Source organism: Kocuria sp. CPCC 205235, from assembly GCF_040980905.1.
Classification (GTDB): domain Bacteria; phylum Actinomycetota; class Actinomycetes; order Actinomycetales; family Micrococcaceae; genus Kocuria; species Kocuria carniphila.
This window is the reverse complement of record NZ_JAVKPR010000013.1, coordinates 23,575-44,218: the sequence shown is the minus strand read 5'-3', so window position 1 is coordinate 44,218 and position 20,644 is coordinate 23,575. Positions and strand designations below refer to the sequence as shown.

The 20,644-nt window shown below is 64.6% G+C and carries 16 protein-coding genes; 4 read left to right on the top strand and 12 right to left on the bottom strand.

From position 1 onward, the window contains the following. Positions 1–64: 64 nt before the first annotated feature. The 3 genes from RF638_RS10225 to RF638_RS10215 all read right to left on the bottom strand — a co-directional run bounded on the left by RF638_RS10225 (position 65) and on the right by RF638_RS10215 (position 4,508). On the bottom strand, positions 65–2,179 hold the full coding sequence (locus tag RF638_RS10225; RefSeq protein ID WP_368841967.1) for a peptidoglycan DD-metalloendopeptidase family protein: 2,115 nt from the start codon (positions 2,177–2,179) through the stop codon (positions 65–67). A 140-nt stretch (positions 2,180–2,319) separates the two neighbouring features. Next, entirely contained in the window at positions 2,320–2,844 is a 525-nt protein-coding gene (locus tag RF638_RS10220) for a DinB family protein (protein WP_315277183.1), read from the bottom strand. A gap of 119 nt (positions 2,845–2,963) precedes the next feature. Further along, the gene (locus RF638_RS10215; protein ID WP_368841985.1) at positions 2,964–4,508 is read right to left on the bottom strand and encodes an MFS transporter; all 1,545 of its coding nucleotides are present in this window, start codon (positions 4,506–4,508) and stop codon (positions 2,964–2,966) included. 197 nt (positions 4,509–4,705) lie between these two features. On the opposite strand from RF638_RS10215, the gene RF638_RS10210 reads away from it, so the two are divergent. Further along, complete coding sequence (locus tag RF638_RS10210) at positions 4,706–5,245, top strand: TetR/AcrR family transcriptional regulator (protein ID WP_368841966.1); 540 nt, start codon at positions 4,706–4,708, stop codon at positions 5,243–5,245. A gap of 156 nt (positions 5,246–5,401) precedes the next feature. Here the strand turns inward: RF638_RS10210 and RF638_RS10205 are convergent, their stop codons facing one another. Beyond that, on the bottom strand, positions 5,402–6,595 hold the full coding sequence (locus tag RF638_RS10205) for a M20 family metallopeptidase (protein WP_368631093.1): 1,194 nt from the start codon (positions 6,593–6,595) through the stop codon (positions 5,402–5,404). A 145-nt stretch (positions 6,596–6,740) separates the two neighbouring features. Between RF638_RS10205 and RF638_RS10200 the strand changes: the two genes are divergently transcribed. Continuing rightward, the gene (locus RF638_RS10200; protein WP_315277179.1) at positions 6,741–7,526 is read left to right on the top strand and encodes a VOC family protein; all 786 of its coding nucleotides are present in this window, start codon (positions 6,741–6,743) and stop codon (positions 7,524–7,526) included. 213 nt (positions 7,527–7,739) lie between these two features. On the opposite strand, the gene RF638_RS10195 is transcribed toward RF638_RS10200, so the two are convergent. From RF638_RS10195 to RF638_RS10185, 3 genes are all read right to left on the bottom strand, one after another. After that, positions 7,740–10,016, bottom strand: coding sequence for an FtsX-like permease family protein (locus tag RF638_RS10195; protein WP_129702326.1), 2,277 nt, complete (start codon positions 10,014–10,016; stop codon positions 7,740–7,742). Further along, on the bottom strand, positions 10,016–10,873 hold the full coding sequence (locus RF638_RS10190; protein WP_238663304.1) for an ABC transporter ATP-binding protein: 858 nt from the start codon (positions 10,871–10,873) through the stop codon (positions 10,016–10,018). Before RF638_RS10190 ends, RF638_RS10195 begins: the two co-directional genes overlap by 1 nt. A 134-nt stretch (positions 10,874–11,007) precedes the next feature. Then, entirely contained in the window at positions 11,008–11,817 is an 810-nt protein-coding gene (locus RF638_RS10185) for a PaaX family transcriptional regulator C-terminal domain-containing protein (protein ID WP_095798487.1), read from the bottom strand. A 225-nt stretch (positions 11,818–12,042) separates the two neighbouring features. Between RF638_RS10185 and RF638_RS10180 the strand changes: the two genes are divergently transcribed. Then, complete coding sequence (locus tag RF638_RS10180; RefSeq protein WP_129702327.1) at positions 12,043–13,374, top strand: MFS transporter; 1,332 nt, start codon at positions 12,043–12,045, stop codon at positions 13,372–13,374. A 75-nt stretch (positions 13,375–13,449) separates the two neighbouring features. On the opposite strand, the gene RF638_RS10175 is transcribed toward RF638_RS10180, so the two are convergent. Continuing rightward, positions 13,450–14,238: a response regulator transcription factor gene (locus RF638_RS10175; RefSeq protein ID WP_095798485.1), complete on the bottom strand. Its 789-nt coding sequence runs from the start codon at positions 14,236–14,238 to the stop codon at positions 13,450–13,452. Continuing rightward, positions 14,235–15,458 (bottom strand): sensor histidine kinase, encoded by a 1,224-nt coding sequence (locus RF638_RS10170; protein ID WP_129702329.1) that lies wholly within the window; start codon positions 15,456–15,458, stop codon positions 14,235–14,237. Before RF638_RS10170 ends, RF638_RS10175 begins: the two co-directional genes overlap by 4 nt. A 162-nt stretch (positions 15,459–15,620) precedes the next feature. On the opposite strand from RF638_RS10170, the gene RF638_RS10165 reads away from it, so the two are divergent. Next, entirely contained in the window at positions 15,621–17,102 is a 1,482-nt protein-coding gene (locus tag RF638_RS10165) for a hypothetical protein (protein WP_129702330.1), read from the top strand. A gap of 3 nt (positions 17,103–17,105) precedes the next feature. On the opposite strand, the gene RF638_RS10160 is transcribed toward RF638_RS10165, so the two are convergent. From RF638_RS10160 to RF638_RS10150, 3 genes are all read right to left on the bottom strand, one after another. Continuing rightward, positions 17,106–17,681 (bottom strand): DUF3817 domain-containing protein, encoded by a 576-nt coding sequence (locus tag RF638_RS10160; RefSeq protein WP_311198964.1) that lies wholly within the window; start codon positions 17,679–17,681, stop codon positions 17,106–17,108. A 121-nt stretch (positions 17,682–17,802) separates the two neighbouring features. Further along, complete coding sequence (locus RF638_RS10155) at positions 17,803–18,873, bottom strand: hemolysin family protein (protein ID WP_259915852.1); 1,071 nt, start codon at positions 18,871–18,873, stop codon at positions 17,803–17,805. Beyond that, entirely contained in the window at positions 18,870–20,420 is a 1,551-nt protein-coding gene (locus RF638_RS10150) for a hemolysin family protein (protein ID WP_259915850.1), read from the bottom strand. Before RF638_RS10150 ends, RF638_RS10155 begins: the two co-directional genes overlap by 4 nt. Between the last annotated feature and the right edge of the window lie 224 nt (positions 20,421–20,644).

Below are 20,644 nucleotides of genomic sequence, written 5' to 3'. Positions count from 1 at the left end.
GGGAACCATAAATCCACTACGTGGGTCGGTCAGGCCGATCAGCTGAGCGTGCCAGTCGGGTGGGTCAGCGAGCCGGTGATGAGGCGGGGTCCACGTAGGTGGGGACCTTAGCGAGCATCGTCTGCAACTTGGTGAGTTCCACTGTGGCCGCGTCCGTGAGCTTCTTGTCCTTCGGGGCGGCTGCGGCCTTCTCGACCGCCTCCTGCGTTGCAGTCAGCTGGGCCGTGAACTTCGGATCCTGCTGATCCACCTTGACAGTGACCAATTGCTGCGACAACAACGGCAGCTGAGCGTTTAACTGCGAACCCGTGCCGAACTGCTGCTCCGGAGTCAGCCTTAGCTGCTGATTCACGAACACCTGAGTGCGCTGCTGAAGCTGCTCGAGTGTGGTGAGCGTGGTGATATCTGCTTCGTACGGGTTGACCGTGGGCTTTGCGGGCTTGTCGTTTGACGGAGTATCGCCCTTGGGGTCTTCCGGCGGGGTTCCCGGTTCGACCGGCGCACCGGGGACGGCCGGCTTGGTGGTCTCGGGCTTCGGAGCCTTCGGCGGATCGGCCGGTTGGGTCGGTTCTGCAGGCTTAGTGGGTTCGACCGGCGCCGGCTTCTTCGTGTCAGTAGGCGTCGGCTGCGGCTTGGGCTTGCCAGTGTCAGTAGGCGTCGGCTGAGGCTTCGGCTTGCCGGTGTTGGCGGGAGCGGGCTTGACCGGGTCGCCCGTTGACGCAGGTTCGCTGGGCTCGGAGGTCGTGGCAGGCTGACTCGGCTTCGGCTTCTTGGTCGCGTCGGGCTTCTTACCGTTGTCCTTTTCAGCCGTGTTCGACGACGCGCCGGAGCCGCTTCCCTGCGACGGACCGCCGCTCGGGCGGGACTTCGTGGCATCGGAGGTAGCGCCGGACGGGCTGCCCGCGTTCACCCGACCCTCGGCGTCGTCGTTGGAGCTGGAGGAGCTCCGAGACGGGCTGGGCTGAGCGGAACGGGACTCAGTCGAGGGAGACTGCGAGCCGCCACTCTGATCGGGTCGTGCGGAATGGGATTGAGTGGCCGAATCCCCCGGTTCACGTGACTGACTCGGCTGTGCCTCTGCCGCGCGCCGCTCCGCGACCGGACCAGGCTCAGCACCAGCACCGTCGCCGGAACCGGCACCCGCGCCGTCGCCATCGCCGGAATCAGAGACAGATGACTCTGCCGGCACATCCTCCGCCGGAGCCGTTTCCCGGCTCAGCGCGATGATTCGTTCCTGCTCATCCTCGGGGACATCGGACATGGGGCCGTTGTCGGTGCCGGGTACGGAACCGTTGTCGGTGGTGGCCTGATCGGTCTGGGCCTGATCTTCCAGGGAATACTTGGGTCGGGAGGCGGGGATGATGCCTTCTCCGGTCTCCCAATCGAAGGACTGTGCGTCCACTGCCTTACCCTCGACCCAGGTCTCGAAGTGCAGGTGCGGGCCGGTCACCCGCAGGCCGGTCTGACCAATGGTGCCGAGCTGCTCGGATGCCTTCAAAGGGTCGCCCACCTGAACCATCACGTCTTTGAGGTGGTTGTAAGTGGTCTTCACTCCGTCCGCATGGGAAACCTCAACGCGGTTACCACCCCATTCGTCCCAGAACACCGCGGTGACGGTGCCTTCCAGGGCAGCGACGACCGGGGTGCCCTCAGAGGTGGAGATGTCCGTGCCGTTGTGGAACTCGCGTTCCTTGGTGTCCGGGGCTACGCGCCAGCCGAACTGACCGCCGTCCAGCACCGTGGGCGGCTGGGCAGGGGCAATGATCGTGTTGAAAGGAAGTTCGCCCTCGAACGTGGCGGGGGCCCGTTTGGCAGGAGCCACCGACGACGGCGCGGAACCGGTTCCGCGGTCGGACACGTTATGCACCTGGCTGGCCACGTAATCCTGGGGGGTGTCCTGAACGTCCGAAATGAGTGCGTCATCGGGCACGGCGGCAAACAAGGAGGGCCGGGATTCGCCCTGTTCATCGGCCTGGGGCTGGCCGAACGTACCGCGATCTTGCGGGTTTTCGGACGACTCGCCCGAGGACTCGTTGGCGTACGCGGATTCCCACGGTGCCGGCGCTGAGCCGTTGCTCAGCGCAACGCTGACCGCCACCAAGGCAGAGAACGAAGCGAAAGCGGTCAAGGCCATGGATGGGCGCTTGGCCGCCGTGTGACGTGCACGTGAACGAGCCATAATCAGTTGTAATCTCCCCAGATTCTTGACCTCGATGACGTTTGCCCTCGACACCGATAGTCAGTACAGCAATCCTAGATGAATCCAGGGTTGATAAACAGTGTCGCCTTGCCCACTTAACCGCTTAATTCCGCGACATTTCAGTACTTTCCGTGCCAGGTGTCCTGCACCAGCCCGCGAACGTACGCAGCCTGGCCGAGGTGCTGTGCGGCGTCGTCGATCGTGGAGACGATCCGCACCCCGCGCGTGACGGGCGGATCCCAGGATTCGTCGATGATTTCGTCCAAGTCCGCGTCACTCAGGAGACGCAGATAGTCGACCGTTGCCGCGGTGACGGAGTCCAGATAACCCTGCAGCAGATCTGGGTCGGTCACGTGGACGCGCGCGACGTCCTCCGGGGTGTCACCGAAGCCGAAATCGTCCGCGCCCCGGTCCAGCTCGAACTTCCGCTCCCAACCCTGCGCGGTCCAGACCTGCTCTGCCCCGAAAAGGTGAGCGATCTGCATATCCTGCTGCCGAGCGGCATGCCAGATCAGCCAGGCAATCGAGTTGTGTTTACCCTCCGGCATGCAATTGAGCACGTCATCCGTGATGCCGTCCAGTACCTCGCCTCCCACCTGCGCGGGTCGCTGCGCCGCATCCACCAACAGTTCGTTCGCGCTCATAATTCGCTGCCTTTCCCTCGACGTTTCCGCTGGTCACTTTACGACGACGCCGCTCGCCCCGTAAGGGGTTTCGGTCCCGTGACAGTCGGGGCAGGTCGGCCGGACCCAACGAATCCAGATCAGTTGAACTCGATGCGGTCCGTGGGCAGGGGTTCGTGGAATCGGACCTTTCGGTCCGCGCGAAGGACCCGGAAGATCACGACAGCGACCAGTACCATCGCAATGCCTCCCACCAGGCTGCTGCCCTGCATGCCGTAGGAGAAAGCCGCGGTCGCGCTTTCCATGACGCTTTCCGCCCACGGTCCGCTCTGGGCCACCTCCACGGCGCCGCCCAAGGTCTGGTGAGCGGCGTCGGCCTGCTCGGGGTTGAGTGCCTGGGGAAGGTCCAAGCGCGATTGGTAGAAAGCTGTGGTCAGACCGCCGAGCACGGCGGTGCCCAGAACGGCGCCCACTTCGTAGCCGGTTTCGGACACGGCCGATGCCGCACCACTCTTGGACTCGGGTACCGAAGACACGACCAGGTCGGTCGACAGCGTGGTGGCCAGTCCGCCACCGGCGCTCATGGCTGCAAAGCCCACCAACACTGGAACCGCAGAGCTTTGCTGATCGGTGAAGGCCACGATCATGAAACCGCCCGCGATCAGCAACAGTCCCGCGACGATCGCCGCGCGAACACCGAACCTCACGGCCAGTTTCGCGGCAGCCATACCGGTCACGATGGCCAGCAACAGCCCGGGAACCATCAACAGACCCGCGGTCATGGGGTCCTTACCGCCCACCAGCTGAAGGTGCTGGGTCAGGAAGAACAGGAAACCGAACAGCGCGATGCTGGCCATCACATTGACGGTGAGACCACCGGAGAAGCGCGAACTGCGGAAGAACCGGAGGTCGAGCATCGGGTAGTTCTTGGCCACCTGGCGGCGGGCGAACAGCAGTCCGCTGAGCACACCGAACGCCATGATCAACAGCCCCTGCAGTACGGAACCGCCGGTGGCCATGGACTTGATGGCGTAGACGACCGGGGCCATGGCGAGGATGGCGAGAACGATGGACAGCGGGTCCACCGGCCCCGGGTTGGGGTCACGGGATTCCGGCAGCAGCAAAGGCCCCGCGACCAAGAACGCCACGAGAACCGGAATGGCCAGCAGGAACACCGAGCCCCACCAGAAGTGATTCAGCAGGAAGCCACCGGCAATGGGGCCCAGGGCGGCACCCGCGCTGAAGCCGGCGGTCCAGATCGCAATGGCCAGGCGTCGTTGGTGGTCATCGCGGAACACAGTGCGCATCAAGGACAAAGTGGCCGGCAACAACATGGAACCGAACACGGCGATCCCCACACGGGCGGCCACCAACCACCCGGCGGTGGGCGCGAAGGCGGCCAAGGCAGAGATGACCCCGAAGCCCGTGGAACCAATCATGAGGATCTTGCGCCGTCCGATCCGGTCCCCCAGGCTGCCCATGGGAATCAAAAGGGCCGCCAGGATCAGCGGATACACATCCACGATCCACAACAGCTGCGAAGCCGTGGGGTGCAGGGCCCGGGAAATGGCCGGCAGCGCGAAGCTGAGTGCCGTGTTGTTCACGGATACCAGTAGCACCGGCAACATGAGGACGGCCAGAGCGCCCCACTCTCGGGCACCAGCTTTCTGTCGCTGATCGATCATGGTGGACACGATGAAGACCTCCTCGGTTCTCTGCTGCCGAATGTTCGACATTGATTCGCGAAAAGTACTTCGTCGTACTGCGCGGGCGGTGCCGTAGTCGGCACGGGCCATTTACTTACTGTACCGACTAGACGGTACAGTTAACAATGAAAGCGGGGCAATATTCCCCGGATCCGTTGGGGAGAGGTTTTGCTCACATGCCACGCAAACCACTGGCTCGGGACAAGCTGCTCGAGGCCTTCGAGCGCATCGTCCTCACGGACGGCGAGCGCGCCGCGACCCTCGACGCCGTCGCCGCGGTCGCCGGGGTCTCCAAGGGCGGCCTGCTCTACCATTTCCCGCACCGGCAGGCCCTGGTGGACGCCATGCTGGTCAACCTCGAGTCACTCGCGACCGAGGACCTCGAGCGTCTAACCGCCTCGCCCCGGGGTGCCGCGCGCGAGTTCCTCGCCACCTCGCTCTACGAGGACAGCGCGCTGGACCGCGCCCTGATCGTCGCCTCTCGCCTCATCCAGGCCGGCGACGACGCCGCTCGCGCCGCCTATGCGCGCATCGAGAAAAACTGGTTGGCCGCGGTCCTTGAGGATGTTGGCGACCCCGTAGTCGCTACTGCAGTGGTGTGCATGGGCGATGGGCTGTATCAGCAGGCGTCCATGGGTCTGCTGCCGGAGAGCTCGGCGGAGAAACAGAAGACGCTCGAGCAACTGATGGCCGCGCTGGAGCGCTTGACTGCGTAACTGCCTGGCCCCACGGACATATCTGGCACAGGATTGCGCCTGAACCCCCTCGTTCGCAGCAACCCCGTGCCAATAATGTTCGCGGCCGTGACTCGCTGCCTGAGATGTAGGGCCGCTCGCCCGCCACCCCTCCGGCGGGTCAGTGGCGCGGCCGACTCACTCCGCGGTGTCGGGACCCAGTAGGTCCAGGATCAGCTGGACCTCCAGGGCCGTACCGATGGCCAGGCAGTCCTCCCGCACGTTGAACTTGGGATGGTGGTTCTGGAAGGGGAAGCCCTGCTCCGCGTCGCCGCCGCCCAGGATGATGAAGCAGCCCGGCACCTCGTTGGCGAAGGCCGAAAAGTCTTCGGAGCCGGAGGAGATCTCGCCCTCCCAGGCGTTGTCGTCCCCGGCCACCTTCTTGGCGGACTCGAGCGCCTGGGCGGCCAGAGCGGCGTCGTTGTAGACGATGTCGTAGGCGTCCACCCACTCGTACTCGACCGAGGCGCCGTACGCGGCGCAGATGCCGTTGGTGAGTTCCTCGATGCGACGGAAGGCGAGGTCGGTGTCTTCGGCGGTGCGGGTGCGGACCGAGACGCCAATGGTCGCGCTGTCCGGAATCACGTTGGGTGCCTGACCCGCCTGGATCATGCCGGGGTTGATCACCATGAAATGCGAGGGGTCCACGCTGCGGGACACGATCGTGTTGAGCCCCACGACCACCTGTGCCGCGACGAGAACGGGATCAATACTGTTCTGCGGCATGGAACCGTGCGAGCCCTGGCCCTTGATGGTGATCCAACCGCCACCGGCCAGTGACGTCGCGGGGCCCGGGCGCACCTGAATGGTCCCCACGGGCGCGTTCATCACGTGCAGAGCGAAGATCCCGTCCAGGCCCTCCATGGCACCGGCCCTGACCATTTCCTGCGCGCCGCCGGGATTGAGTTCTTCCGCGTGCTGGAACACGAAGGTCACCGTGCCGCCGAACAGGTCCGTATTCTCGGACAGCACCTTGGCCGCGCCCAACTGCATCGCGGTGTGGGTGTCGTGACCGCAGGCGTGCATCACGCCGTCGACCGTGGATGAGAATTCCTCGCCGGTTTCCTCCTGAACGGGCAGCGCATCCATGTCCGCGCGAAGCCCGATGTTCTTGGCTGGACCCTGACCGGTGCCCTTGAGCACACCCAGCACGGAAGTCGGTGTGGGACGGGAGGTCTCAATGCCCATACCTTGGAGCAGGTCCTCGACCCACTGGGATGTGTTGACCTCCTTGAACGACAGCTCCGGATGGGCATGCATCTGACGCCGCCACTCGATGATCTGCTCGTTGGGAACCGTGAACGACAACTGGTCGTTGGGTCGAACTTCCATGATGAACCTCCTGGGCGCGCCATCGCGCCGCGTTGCCGTTAGCTTGCTCGGAATCTACTCAATCACCCTGGTGGCAACTTTCAAGTGGTCCTAGGCTCGGCAGTGCACGGGCGCGCCAAGCGCCCCACGTGAAAGAAGTACGGTTATGAGCACTCAACCCGCTGGTTCACCCACGTGGATCGACCTGGGAACCCACGACCTGGACGGTGCCGCAGCGTTCTACGGCGAAATGTTCGGCTGGAGTTTCGATGACCAGGGTGAAGACTTCGGCCACTACAACATGATCACCAACAATGGCGCCCCGGTGGGCGGCGCCATGAGCAGCCTGATGGGTCCGGAGGGTCCCACCGAGGAGCCCCAGAACCCCACCGCCTGGACCGTCTATCTGCACTCGGACGACATCGAATCGACCCTGAACAAGATCACGGAGCAGGGTGGCAAGATTTACTACCCCGCCATGCCCGTGGGCGAATTGGGCTCCATGGCGATCGTCGAGGATCCGTCAGGCGCCGCCTTTGGACTGTGGCAGCCCAATCAGTTCGACGGTTTCGAGTTCACGGGCAAGCACGGTTCGCCCGTGTGGTTCGAAGCCATGGTTAGCGATTTCGACGCCGCCCTGCCTTTCTACCGCGAGGCCCTCGGCTGGGATACGCACGCCATGGGCGGGGACGAGAACGAGGAGTTCCGATACGTGACCAACGGTGAGGACCGCGCTGCCACCGCCGGTTTGTGCGACGCCTCCCCGTGGGGCGATATGCCCTCCTACTGGCGCCTGTACATCGGCGTGGACAACACTGACGAGTCGCTGGAGAAGCTCAAGGAGCTCGGTGGCACCGTGCTGGACGGCCCCGAGGACTCACCTTTCGGCCGCCTGGCAACTGTCCAAGACCCCCAGGGGGCATCCTTCCAAATCATCCAGATACAGGAGTAGTGTGCTCCGCGGCGGTGCCGGTACACACGCTGCCGCCAACACCCCACCAGATGGGGAGCAGGGCCCGTCATCCGATGGTCGGTCGGATGACGGGCCCTTGTTCTTCGCGGCCAGTCACGGCCGGTCGCCGCCGGTCACAGCCGAGGACGAACCGGCTGAAATGAATCGGTGAGTCCGTTGCCGGCGAGAGACGAACCGGGGCGACGGGAGCGGCTAGTCCACCCGGGCCATACCCTCCACCGGAGAGACTCGGGTGGCCCGGCGCACCGGGGCGGCCGAGGCCAGCACCGCCACCACCACGGCGGCCAGGATGATCGCCAGGAAGCCGGCCCACGGAACCGTCAGTTCCACGGTCATGTCCTCGGTCACCAGGGACATCACGCCCAGTGTTCCGAAGGCCCAACCGATCACCAGGCCCACGATCGTGGCCACCAGTGAGATCACGAGTGCCTCGCGGCGGATCATGGCGGCCAACTGTCGGCGGGTCAGGCCCAGCGCCCGCAACAGGGAGTTCTCGCGGACGCGTTCGAGCACCGACAGGGACATGGTCGAGGCGATACCGAGCACGGACACGACCACCGCTGCGGCCAGCAGTCCCAGGGTGACCGCGAGCATCACTTCCAGGATGGATACGTAACTGGCCTTTTCTAGGAGCGCGCCCTGGAGATCGCCCGGGGTCACGTTCAGGATGCCGGCGACCTTTTCCTGCAACTGCGCGGCGGCAGACGTATTCAGGGACTGAACAGCGTCGATCTGGGCGACTGCACCGTCCGCGGCGGCCGGGTCGGTGGTCTTGACGCCCAGCACGCCGTCCAACTCCGAGATCTCACGAATCTGATCCGGGCTCACCTGTCCCGCCCCTGCGGGAACGGAGATGTCCACGGGACGTTGCTGATCCAGTTCGCTGAGCAGGTTGGCCCTGGCTACGTGTTGGCCGGTGAGTACGGTGGCCACCAGCAGCACGCCGATCAACAACGCGGTGGCTGTGGTTGCGGTGCGCGCCGGATAGCGGGCGGCGTTCACCGCGGCCAGGCGGGAGGGCTGGCCACCGGGAAGGATTCGTCCCACCCCCTGCACGAGCGGGGGTAGGTACAACCGCGCGGTCATCACTACGCCCAGGAAGCTCGCCAGACCGCCGGCGATGCCTAGAAGGGGTTCATGCACAGCCACCCCGAGTACCAGGGTCCCGGCGCCGGCCACGAGAATCAAGGCGCCCAGGACCACGCGAACGCGGGGAACGCCGTCGGCGGCACGAGAACCACGCAAGCCGTCCAGTGGCGAGGCCCCGTGGGCGCGGCGGGCGGGACCGAGCGAGGCAATCATGGTGAGCACGATGCCCGTGAGGAAACCCACCAGGAGGTCACGAGGAGCCACCGTCACGGTCACCACACTGATCAGACCGGATGCTTTCAGAACCACGGCGAGCCCCCAGACGACGGCCACGCCGATCAGGGCACCCACGATCCCCAGGACCAGTCCTTCGGTGAGCACCGAGCGACGCACCTGCTTGCTCGTGGCACCCACGCACCGCAGCAGTGCGAGTTCACGGGCACGCTGGGCGGTCAGCACCGAGAGCGTGTTGGTCACGACCAGCAGGGCGACCAGGATCGACAGCCCCGCGAAAGCCAGCAAGAACATGGTCAGAACGTTGGATCCTGCCGCGAGTTGATCGATGGTTTCTTCGGTCAACTGCTCGGGGGTAATCACCCGGAGCTCTGGCTGTTCCCCCTGACCGGCCGCCAGAATCCTGGCCACATCGGTGTTCAGTCCCTGGATTCGGGCGTCGTTAGCGGAACCATCCAGCGTGAGTTGGATTGCCTGCAACGGGCGGTCCCCCATCATCTGACCGGGCGAGAAACGGGTCAGGCCGTCGTTGGTGAGCCACAGGCTCGCGAACGCTCCCGTGGCCGAATTTTCGCTCAGGCCGCTCACCGAATATTTCTTGGCCGCCGACGGCGCTCCCACACCTTGGCCGGCCGCCTCACCGTCCCCAGCGGGTGCGCCGGCCAGTTCCTGGAGGGAAACGGTGTCCCCCACTCCCACCTTGAGCTTTTCCGCGAGGGACTCCGAAACCAGCGCCTGGTCAGCTGAGTTCGGAAAGGTTCCCTGCTCGATCTTTGCCGGGAGTAGCGACGGGTCATCCGGCAGGTTGGCCACCGGCGCGGCCGAACCGTCAGCGGCAACGGTGGAGGAGCTGGGGATGGCGATCGTCGAGTACTGGGCCCACACGGAGTCCACCCCGTCCACGCGGGAGATTTCATCAATCTGCTGGGGGGTGGCGCTGAAGCTGGAAGTCGCGTCTGTCTTGGTGGTGACTACGGCATCCGCGTTCTTGTATTGAGCCACCACATCATTGGTCATGCTGGCGGTCAGCGTGCTCGACAGGCCGAGTGCGGCAGTCATGAATCCGGCGGACACCGCCACCACAGCAAGAACCATCAGGTAGCGAGTCCACTGCAGGCGGAGTCTGGACAGGACGACGGCGCGCATCAGTGATCACCCGTCGCGGCGTCGTCGGCCTGGATGCGGCCGTCCCTGACCCGGACCACGCGGTCGGCGGCCTTGGCGACCTCGGGATCGTGCGTCACGATGACCACGGTCTGGTTGAACTCGTCCACGCTGCGGCGCAGCATGCCCAGGACCTCGTGGGAGGTGGTGCTGTCGAGAGCGCCGGTGGGTTCGTCCGCGATGATCACCGACGGTTCGGGAAACAGCGCACGCGCGATCGCCACGCGCTGTTGCTGACCTCCGGACATCTCGTCCGGTCGATGCTCCAACCGGGAGCGGATGCCCAGTGTGTCAGCCAGTGCCTCGAGCCGTTGCGCGTTGACCTTCTTGCCGGCGAGTGACAGGGGAAGTTCGATGTTCTGCCGCGCGGTGAGCGTGGGCACCAGGTTGAATGCTTGGAACACGAAACCCACGTGATCGCGGCGGAAGCGGGTGAGCTGATCGTCCGACAGGCCGGTGATGTCCTGGCCGCCCACCACGATGCGCGTGTTGGGGTCCTTGTCCGGAACGTCCAAGCCGGCCAAGCAGTGCACCAGGGTCGATTTACCCGATCCGGAGGGACCCATTACGGCCACCAGGGTGCCCGCGGGGATTTCAATGCTCACTCGGTCCAACGCCTTGACGGAGGCCTCACCGGTTCCGTAGGTGCGGGAGACGTTCGCGGCGACCACGGCCAGCGAGCGGTGTTGCTGGTGCTGGCCTTGCGTGTGCCGCGCAGAATTCTGGTCCGTGGGTGACGATGCGGTGGAGCCTGCCTGTGTCTGGCCGGTCGGCTGCTGGGTCTGCTGCCCCCACGGCAGGCCCTTCGAGTGCTGGGTTTCGGTGCGAGTCGTGTTCATGCTTCAACTCTGTCCAATTCAAGACACGAGCACATCGGGCGGGGGTACCGAACCCGCAGGTCATCCCCTCATCCTGGGGTCTGAGACAGCCGCGCCAAACCATGCTCGGGAATGAGAATTCAGCCTCGCAGCAGTCAGGAGACCGCGGACTTGATGTCTACGGACGTCACTCGGTCCACTTCGGTGAAGACATCCTGCGCTGTGCGCGCCGGCCAGTCTGTGGGTACGAGCGCCGCGGGAAGCATGGGGGTTCGCCGGGTGATCTCCAACCATTCCGTGTTCACCAACAACCGGCGGTGCAATGATGCGTTGTGGTCCATGACGAAGGGACTCCAGCGTTCGATGAACTCTTCGTAACCGCGCGAGATCTCGGCCAGATCGAAAGCTTCCCGCAGGATCTGGTCATGGGTCGTGGAACCGGCCGGAACACTGGTGAACGCACGGACGCACTCGCTGCCCTCGATGGCACTCACCAAGCGGTCCACGTCCAGGACACCCGGTGCGACCCACACGCCGTTCTGCAAGCGTCCAAACCCGCCCCATTCGAGCGCGGATTGCAATTGCCGCCGCAGATTTCTGGCCTTTTCGGGGAGCGAGTAGAACACATGGGTCCATTGACCGTCCCAATCCTGCATCAGCACATCCGGGTCGTGCACGCGCACGTATCCCTCCTGCAGAACCGGCATGCCTCGAGCGCCAATGGAGTACACCGTTTCCCGGCCCAGACGCTGCTTGGTCATGAACCCCTTCTTGGACATCCGAGCCAAGGTCATGCGGGTTGCGTCCTCGGAAACGCCCAGAGGTTTGAGTACTTCGATGATCCCCTTGGTCGTAAGCCACAAGTCCTCGACCGCCACGTACATGCCAAACAGCGCCATGATGGCGGTCTGCGCCGTGGGTCCTTCGAACTCCGGGAGGTCCGAGGGCGCGGTGTCAGTGCTCATGAAGTCCTTCTGGCAGCGGGGGCGGGCATTCCCGAGGACAGATGAACGCCCACGTTCGTGCGGAATCAAGCATATCCATTTCACGACTTTTGACAATTGATTGACTTAACGGACGATAGTTGTCTAACGTGATGCGCACCACAGATTGCGTCAGTCATGGCTCGATCCGCAGACCTTTTCCAGTTCCCGCTGCCGTGGCGCATTTGCCGCCTTCTAGGAGTTCACATGTCCGCAACAGTCACCCCTCAGCTGAACCAGCTGAGCGTGCAGGAAAAGCGCAAGGAAGCGCGCCGCGTGGTCCTGTCCAGCTACCTGGGCAGCACCATCGAGTTCTACGACTTCCTGCTGTACGCCACCGCCGCCGCACTGGTCTTCCCGCACGTCTTCTTCGCCGGCCTGGATCCGCTGGCCGCAACCGTTGCCTCCTACGGCACCTTTGCCGCGGGTTACATCGCCCGCCCTCTCGGTGGCGTCATCTTCGGTCACTTCGGCGATCGCCTGGGTCGTAAAAAGATGCTGATCCTGTCCATGCTGATCATGGGTGTGGCGTCCACGTTGATCGGCCTGATCCCGTCCGGTGCCGTCATCGGCTCGTGGGGCGCCATCATCCTGGTGACGCTGCGCCTCATGCAGGGCGTTGCCATCGGTGGCGAGTGGGGCGGTGCCGCGCTCATGGCCCTGGAGCACGCAGAGCCCAAGAAACGCGGATTCGCGGCGTCCTTCGTCAACGCCGGCGCACCGACCGGTTCCGCACTGGGCACCTTTGTCATGGGCCTCTTCGCCTCTCTCCCCGAAGATCAGTTCCTCTCGTGGGGTTGGCGCGTACCGTTCCTGCTTTCGGCCGCCCTGCTGATCGTGGGCCTCGTGATCCGCGCCAAGATCTCCGAGAGCCCCATTTTCGCCGCAGCCGTTGAGGCAGATGAGAACTCGCCTAAGAAGGCCGCTCTCCCCATTTGGAGTGTCATCCGCCGCCCCAAGAACTTGCTGCTGGTGATGTTCGGCGGTGCGGCCGGTTTCGCCCTGCAGGTGGTCATGGCCTCGTTCGCCGTGACCTACGCGGTGTCCCACGGTGCCGAGCGTCAGCCCGTCCTCTACGCGTTTGCCACCGCTTCACTGTTGTCCGTTGCCGTGGTGGTCGTGATGGGCAAGGTGTCCGACCGCTTGGGTCGCCGCCCGGTGATGTTGATCGGCATGGTTGCCTTCATCGCCCTGCTGCTCCCCATCTTCAACTGGCTTGCATCCTCCAACATCCTGTTGATCTTCTTCGCCTTCATGGTGGGCCTCACTTGCCACAGCACCATCTACGGTCCGCTGGCGGCGTTCATCTCCGAACAGTTCGGCACCGCGGCTCGCTACACCGGCGCCTCCGTGGGTTACCAGATGGCCACCCTGCTGGGTGCGGGCTTCACGCCCTCGATCCTGGCCACCCTGTACGGCGCCGACGGTCAGATCAGCCGCGTGCTGCTCTACCTGGGCATCCTCACGGCCATCAGTGGCATCGCCATCCTGCTGACCAAGGAGTCCAAGAACATCGACCTGCACACCTACGAGCACTAAACCCATAGCTCCACGAAACGCCCCGCGAATCTCGAATTTGCGGGGCGTTTCACATGAGCGTTTCAGGCGGCACCGTCAGGCAGTGACCACTCCGGTTTCGTAGGCAATCACCACGGCCTGCACCCGGTCGCGGGCACCCAGCTTGGCCAGGATGTGGGACACGTGCGTTTTCACGGTCGGCTCGGAGAGGAACAGTTCGGACATGATCTCCGCGTTGGACAGCCCCCGCCCCACGAGCTCGAAGACTTCTCGCTCGCGCGCGGTCAGCGATGCCAGTCGCGGGTTCTCCCACGGATTCGACGCCGCCGCGGGCACCTGCCCCGGGCTCGTTGCGTTCCCGGCCACCCCCGTAGGTGACGCATGCGCGGCGTCTGCGGGAGCGGCGTCGTCGTTGGAGGAATCGGCAATCAAATGGTCGAGCAAGCGACGCGTGGTGGAGGGCGCGATCACCGCATCCCCGCGGGCGACGGTGCGAATGGCTTCGAGCAACTCCTCGGGGCGAGCGTCCTTGAGGAGAAACCCGCTGGCCCCGGCACGAATGCCGTCCAGGGCGTATTCGTCCAGATCGAACGTTGTGAGCACGATGACCTTGGTCTGTGAGTGCGCCGCAAGGATGGCCTGAGTGGCCTCGATGCCGTTGAGCCGGGGCATGCGTACGTCCATGAGCACCACGTCCGGCACGCGGTCCGTCCCCAGAGCAGCCGCGACGAAGTCCACGGCTTCCTGACCGTCACCGGCCTCGCCAATGACCGTGAGATCCGGCTGGGAATCCACGAGCATGCGGAAACCGCCGCGCACGAGAGGTTGGTCGTCAACGATGAGCACTCGCGATGCGGCGGTGGGCTCTGCGGGGGTGGAACTCACGCGTCCTCCGTGGGGATGTCCGTGGGAATGGTGGCCTGAACGACGAATACGTCCGATCGAGTCGCGTGTGGACCCGCCGTCATCTCCCCACCGTACAGAGCCACACGCTCACGCAAGCCCTGCAACCCGTGACCGGCGCCCGGCGCGCGGGGTGAATCGTTACCCCCCGCGCCGTCATTGATGATTTCCACCCACGAAAAATCCGGGCGGTGCTCAATGGACACGCGCACGGACGAAGCCTGCCACGCGTGCTTCAGGACGTTGGTGAGCCCCTCTTGCACCACACGGTAGAGGCTCAGCTGCGCTCCGGTGCTGAGTGCGGGCGTGCCCTTCTCAGCGAACTGCACGGGGAGACCCGCGGCCTTCACCGACTGAACCAGCTCGGGAATGTCGCCGAGCTGCGGCACGGGTTTGGTCTCGGTCTCGTCATCGGTACGCAGCACGCCCAGCAATTTGCGCATCTCGGTCAACGACCCGCGTGCAGTTTCGGCGATCGTCTCCAGAGTCTGCGCGGCCACGTCCGGGTTCGACGCCGCCGCGTACCGCGCGCCGTCCGCCTGCGCAATCACCACGGACAGCGAGTGCGCGACCACATCGTGCATTTCCCGGGCGATGCGCGTGCGTTCATCCTGGGCGGCGATCCGTACTTCTTGCTCGCGCTCCACCTCGAGGCGGCGGGCCCGGTCCTCGAGTTGTTCACGACGGCGCCAGCGGTTTCGCGCCAAATCTCCCGCGAGGAACGCGACGATCACGAACAACGCACTCACCACGAAGAACATCAAGGACGCCAGCACCCATTCCAGGACCGTGCCGTCTTCGAAGAACACGAAGAACCATCTGCGGCACATGAGGGCGAACACCAAGCACCCCAACAGCGCGGCGATCAGGACCGTGCGTCGCTTCTTCTTGGACGCACGCACCGCCACCGTGTACATCAGGCACGGGACGGCCCACATGCAGAGCCCGATGGCGGCGACATTGAACAACACCAGCACGCCGAGGGCCAGAACCCCCACGGCGAAGGCCGTTGCCACGGGTGCCGCTCGCCGGAAGAACAACGGAAGTGCCACCACCGCGGCACACCAAAAACTCTTGCCTGCGTCCAGCGCTCCGGCAGTCATGAAGAACAGCGAAAAGATGATCCCACCACCCATCAGCAGGGCATTACTGAGGTGGGGGTGTTCTTCTGCCCAGCGCGCGAGCCGTACGTGGAGTGCCATCGATCCGAGGGTAGCGAGCTTTCGTGCCAAGGGTCGTCGTGCTCGAGTATGAGTGACTTGATGAAGGGCTCATTGAGCTTTCATCAGAATGCGTACTAAAGAGACATCCGCAACATACCTGCTAGTCACACCCATTCGTTACTGTTTCGTTACATTTTTGGCATGCGATTCAGATCCCAACATTCGCGTACTTCGCGCCGATCCCTGTCCATTGCCGGAACCATGACCGCCCTGCTCACGTTGGTGGCAACCACCATGCCCGCTCAGGCCGCTCCGGTTCCGACCACACCCACCGCGCCGACACCGCCCTCCGGCACCGCGCCGGCCTATCTGCACGGTTTCCAACAGCCACAGCAGCTGTGCCCCGGTGGCCAGCTCGTCGGCAAGGTCTCCGACGCCATCGTCGATCCCACCGTTGCGGTGGCCGGTGGCCGCGGCGAGTGCACGCTGGCCGATATGAAGGCCGCCAACCCCGGCACCACGTTCTACGCCTACATGAACCTGGGCGCCATGTCCGAGCGCAGTCCCGAGAACGGCGCCTTCCAACGCACGTGTGCGGACCCCTCGTCGGACGGCCGCAAGTTCGGCGTTATTCCCCGGAACTCCCGCGTGGCCACCAACTCGATGGGTATGGCCACCTACCCCGGTTGGAACTACTCGACCATTTCCAACCTCTCGAATGGGTACGCGGACGCGTGCGCAACCGCCGCGGCCAAGCTGCTCCAAGCGCCGTCGTTGCCCGGTCGTGTGACCAAGGCGCGCCCGGCCAAGTTCGACGGTGTGTTCTTCGACGACGTCGCGATGACCGCCGGACACGGCCAGGACATGGATTACGTGGGTAAGTGGGGTCCGTGGGCGGATGACAATGCTTACGCGCGCCGTGCAACCGCCGTGGTCGACAGCGTCAATCGCCAGCTGGACAACCGCCTCAAGCGCGATGTTCCCCTGGCCGTGAACCTCGGCATCTACCCTGAGAAGCCCTCCAACGTGGCCCGCGCCAATGAACTGGCGCGCACCGGTGCGGTGGACTTTGCGATGCGCGAGTTCAGCACGCAGGACCGCAATGGCTCTCCCCTGTCCACCGCATACCTGAGGAAGTCCGCGGACGTGAATCGCCAACTCACCGCCGCGGGCATGCCGATCCTGAACCATGACTACGCAGTCTCGAAGCGGGCCGTGGGTGCCGCAGGTTACGGCCAGGGCAAGGCCATCAACGGTGGCGCACAGTGCCTCAAGGCGGGAAATACCGCGGTGGCCAGGGCAGCCGATACTCGCCGCGAACGCGACTACCGGATGCTGCTGGGGCAGACCCTGCTGACCCGCGACTCGGGCGCGCGCGGCGTGAAGGCCGTGATCCCGCAGGTCGAGAACTGCCAGGACCAGATCGCTCGCAACACCGGCCTGGCCGAGAGGGTCACGGACCGCTCCGTGAACCCCAATGCCGCTGGCGTCCGTGAGCTGCGGGACGCCGTGAACAACGGGGTCTACGGAACGGGTGCGCGCTCCACCTCGAACCAGGTGCTCGTGCGCAAGCTGTCCAACAACCGCTACGTACTGGTGAACCCGACCAACACCCACCGCAGCGTGTCGCTCAACGGCAAGTCGTGGAGTGTGCCGGGCCGCTCAGCAGCTCTGGCGGGGTAATCCCTAGTTGAACCACTCGGTGGGCGGGCCTGCGTTCAGCAAGATCGTGAACAACAGGGCCACGAACACCACCAAGATCACGGCCGAGAGAATCGGCCAGCGCAGGATCACGGCCAGGAGCCGCTCGGCAGCAGTGCGAGCAGGTTCCTGGCCGTTCTGCGGTGCGCCACCGGCCGGAGCCACACGCCACTGCGACGACAGCAGACCCTTACGGTCCACGTGACGTTCGAAGGGAACCGTTGCGAACGGAACGGCCGCCAGGAGCAGGCCCAGAATTCCCTTGGGCGCAGGCCAGCGCTGATCCGTCCACACGACCACGGTGGACACGCAGTAGGACAGGAACACGAAGCCGTGGATGCTGCCTGCGATCCGCATGGTCCAGTCCGGTGCACCCAGTGCGTACTTGCCGATCATGGCCGCGATCAGCAACGCCCACGTGATCATCTCCGAGGTGGCCACCACGCGGTAGAGACCCCGGGGGCTCACGCGCGGCGTGTCGGTCGGAGACGTGCTGGTGTTCGGATTCGCGGCGTTGTTCACGCGCTCTCCGGATGCTGCTGAAGCTGACTGGCTGGGCATGTTTCTCCCTGGGATCACAGAACTGATGTCACACCATTATGGAAGTGCGGTTGCGGACGGGTCATCCACCGATCGATTGATTCGACTGCCCCGGTTGCTCGGATTGCTCTCGAGTGGCAGGTCAGTCCGCGACCGGCTTGCTCGTGGCATCTCGGACTTCACCCACGAGCTCCTCCAACACGTCCTCGAGGGCCACGATGTCAACCGACTCGTCCGTGGTGCGGGAATCCCTGGCGACCTCGCCCACCAGGGCGAAGTGAGCGCCGTCGGCCTGCATGGTGCGGGTGACCTTGCGCAACTTGTCCTGCGGGGCCACGCGCGCAAACCGACGGATCGATGCGGCCGGGATGGGTACGTGACGCATCTGCTCCGGCAATCCCAGAATGTCCTTGGTGTGGATGTAGCCCATGAGGCGCTCGTTCTGGTCCTGCACCGGGAATCGCGAGAAGCCGGTCTCCGCGCACATCAACTCGATACCCGCGGCGGTGATGTCGCTCGGAACGGTGCGCATGCCGCTCAGGGGCAGCGCGACATCCTTGGCGGTCATGTTCTCGAAGTTCAACGCGCCGGTGAGCAGTTGGATCTCGTCGTTGTCGAGCAGACCCTCGCGGCCGGATTCGGCCACGAACCCGCGAACTTCCTCGGACGTGAACGACGACGCGACCTCGTCCTTGGGCTCCACGCGGAAGAACCAACGAACCAGGTGGTTGGCCGTCTCGTTCATGATCCAGATAAACGGGCGGAACACCATGACGAACCCGTGCAGGATGGGCCCGAGCACCATGGCCGAGCGGCCCGGTACAGCAATCGCGATGTTCTTGGGAACCATCTCTCCCAGCACCATGTGCAGGAACGTCACGATCAACAGCGCGATCACCAGGGCAATCGGGTGCAGCAACGCTTCGGGCACACCGAAGTACTCGAGCGGTTGCTCGATGATGTGCGCGATCGCGGGCTCGCCCACGGCACCGATCAGCAGTGAACACGCGGTGATGCCGAGCTGGGTGGCCGCGAGCGCCGTCGACACGTTTTCAATGCCCTTGAGGGCATATTTAGCGGTCTTGGAGCCTGCCGCGGCCTTGGGTTCCAGCTGGTCGCGGCGGGCCGAGACCATGGCGAACTCACTGGCCACGAAGAATGCGTTGCCCGCGAGCAACAGGATGAGAACGATAATGGCGGTGCTGGTGGTCATCGCTGCTGCTCCTCTCGGGGATCCTCGACCGAGACGTCGTCATCGCGACGGAACGAGGGGTTGCCTTGCAGTCCGGCCTGCGCCGCCTGGAATTCCTCGGCGGTTTCGGGCTGCCGCGGTTCGCCACCCAGAGGATCATTCCTGCCCGCCGGGGGTTTCCACTCGGTGGAGGTTGTGGAGCCACCTTGCTCGTCCGGGTCGCCACCTTCACGGCGCACCAGGATCCGGTCCACGCGGTGCTGATCCATGCGGACCACTTCCAGATGGATGTTGGCCTTGGTGGGCAGGTCGTCCTCGTCACGGTGTGTGTGGTCGACAGCTTCCAAGGTCAGGGTGTCCCCCACGTGAGGCAGCCGGTCCAACTCTTCGGCCATGAGCCCGCCCAGGGTGTCCGACTCTTCACCTTCGGGCATGTCCAGCCGCAGCACGTCGCCGAGTTCGTCGGGGCGCAGCAGACCGGAAACCACCAGGCCGCCGTCACGGGTGCGCCGGAAGCGCTGGATCCGGGTGTCCTGCTCGTCATCGATCTCGCCCACGATTTCCTCGATGAGGTCCTCCAGGGTCACGATGCCGGCGGTGCCGCCGTATTCGTCCACCACGATGGCCATTTGCAGACCCTTGCCGCGCAGCTTGCGCATGAGGGGGTCCAGGGTCATGGACTCCGAGACGACATCCGCCGGGGCGGCAATATCGGCCACGCGCTTGGTCGAGCGCTCCTCGAACGGCACGGCCAAGGCGTGGGTGTAGTGCACGATCCCCACGATGTCGTCCACTGACTCACCCATCACGGGGAAACGGGAGTGACCGGTCTCCGCTGCGGTGAGCAGCATGTGCTCCACGGTGTCATCGGATTCTAAGAACGTCACTCGCGGGCGCGGGCGCATCACGTCAGCAGCGGTGCGCTCACCGAACTCGATGGAGCGGGCCACCAATTCGGCGGTTCCGGCTTCCAGGGTGCCTTCGCGGCCAGAGCGGTTCACCACGGCTGCCAGCTCGGCGGCGGTACGGGCGTTGGCCACTTCTTCCGTGGGTGTGAAGCCCAGGAAGCGCAACACGGCGTTCGCGGATCCGTTCAGGACCTTGACCAACCAGCCGAGCAGGACCATGAAGATTTTCTGCGGGTACACCACCACGTGGGTCACGCGCATCGGGTCCGCAATGGCCCAGTTCTTGGGGACCAGCTCACCGAACACCATCTGCGTGAAGGTTGCCACGATGAACGCGGCCGTGGTGGCGACACCGGTGGCCGCGGCGTCGGGCATACCGGCCCAGCCGAGACCACCACGTAAGAGCTCACCGATGCCGGGGCCGGTGATGAAACCGGCCATCAAACTCGTCACGGTAATACCCAATTGGGCACCGGAAAGGTTGGTCGACGTCTTCTTGAGGCTGCGTTCGATGACGACGGCGCGCTTGTCACCTTCCGCTTCGGCGCGCTGAACCGCTTGCCGATCGACGGTGAGGAACGAGAACTCCACGGCCACGAACAATGCGTTGGCCAGAACCAAGAGAAGGAAAACGAGAAGGAGGAACCAGGCTGTCAGCACCAGCCCACCTCACTCGACATGGGTGCTGCAATGCAGCGCGGGCTGGGGGCTGTGCCGGATCGGGGAAGAGGACTGAGCCTCTTCGGACTGTCCGACTCCTTGTCATCGGCGGAGGCGGGTACACCGAAGTACGCCGCGTGCCGGGAGAGTTGAGATGTCACGGAGAAAAGAATACAGAAACTCGCCGAACCATGCCGAGTGACGTTGGTCAAGTGGGTGAGGCG

Coding starts and splice junctions, on each gene's coding strand:
- RF638_RS10225 (WP_368841967.1), bottom strand. CDS start 2,179: ATGGCTCGTTCACGTGCACGTCACACGGCGGCCAAGCGCCCATCCATG.
- RF638_RS10220 (WP_315277183.1), bottom strand. CDS start 2,844: ATGAGCGCGAACGAACTGTTGGTGGATGCGGCGCAGCGACCCGCGCAG.
- RF638_RS10215 (WP_368841985.1), bottom strand. CDS start 4,508: ATGATCGATCAGCGACAGAAAGCTGGTGCCCGAGAGTGGGGCGCTCTG.
- RF638_RS10210 (WP_368841966.1), top strand. CDS start 4,706: ATGCCACGCAAACCACTGGCTCGGGACAAGCTGCTCGAGGCCTTCGAG.
- RF638_RS10205 (WP_368631093.1), bottom strand. CDS start 6,595: ATGGAAGTTCGACCCAACGACCAGTTGTCGTTCACGGTTCCCAACGAG.
- RF638_RS10200 (WP_315277179.1), top strand. CDS start 6,741: ATGAGCACTCAACCCGCTGGTTCACCCACGTGGATCGACCTGGGAACC.
- RF638_RS10195 (WP_129702326.1), bottom strand. CDS start 10,016: ATGCGCGCCGTCGTCCTGTCCAGACTCCGCCTGCAGTGGACTCGCTAC.
- RF638_RS10190 (WP_238663304.1), bottom strand. CDS start 10,873: ATGAACACGACTCGCACCGAAACCCAGCACTCGAAGGGCCTGCCGTGG.
- RF638_RS10185 (WP_095798487.1), bottom strand. CDS start 11,817: ATGAGCACTGACACCGCGCCCTCGGACCTCCCGGAGTTCGAAGGACCC.
- RF638_RS10180 (WP_129702327.1), top strand. CDS start 12,043: ATGTCCGCAACAGTCACCCCTCAGCTGAACCAGCTGAGCGTGCAGGAA.
- RF638_RS10170 (WP_129702329.1), bottom strand. CDS start 15,458: ATGGCACTCCACGTACGGCTCGCGCGCTGGGCAGAAGAACACCCCCAC.
- RF638_RS10165 (WP_129702330.1), top strand. CDS start 15,621: ATGCGATTCAGATCCCAACATTCGCGTACTTCGCGCCGATCCCTGTCC.
- RF638_RS10160 (WP_311198964.1), bottom strand. CDS start 17,681: ATGCCCAGCCAGTCAGCTTCAGCAGCATCCGGAGAGCGCGTGAACAAC.
- RF638_RS10155 (WP_259915852.1), bottom strand. CDS start 18,873: ATGACCACCAGCACCGCCATTATCGTTCTCATCCTGTTGCTCGCGGGC.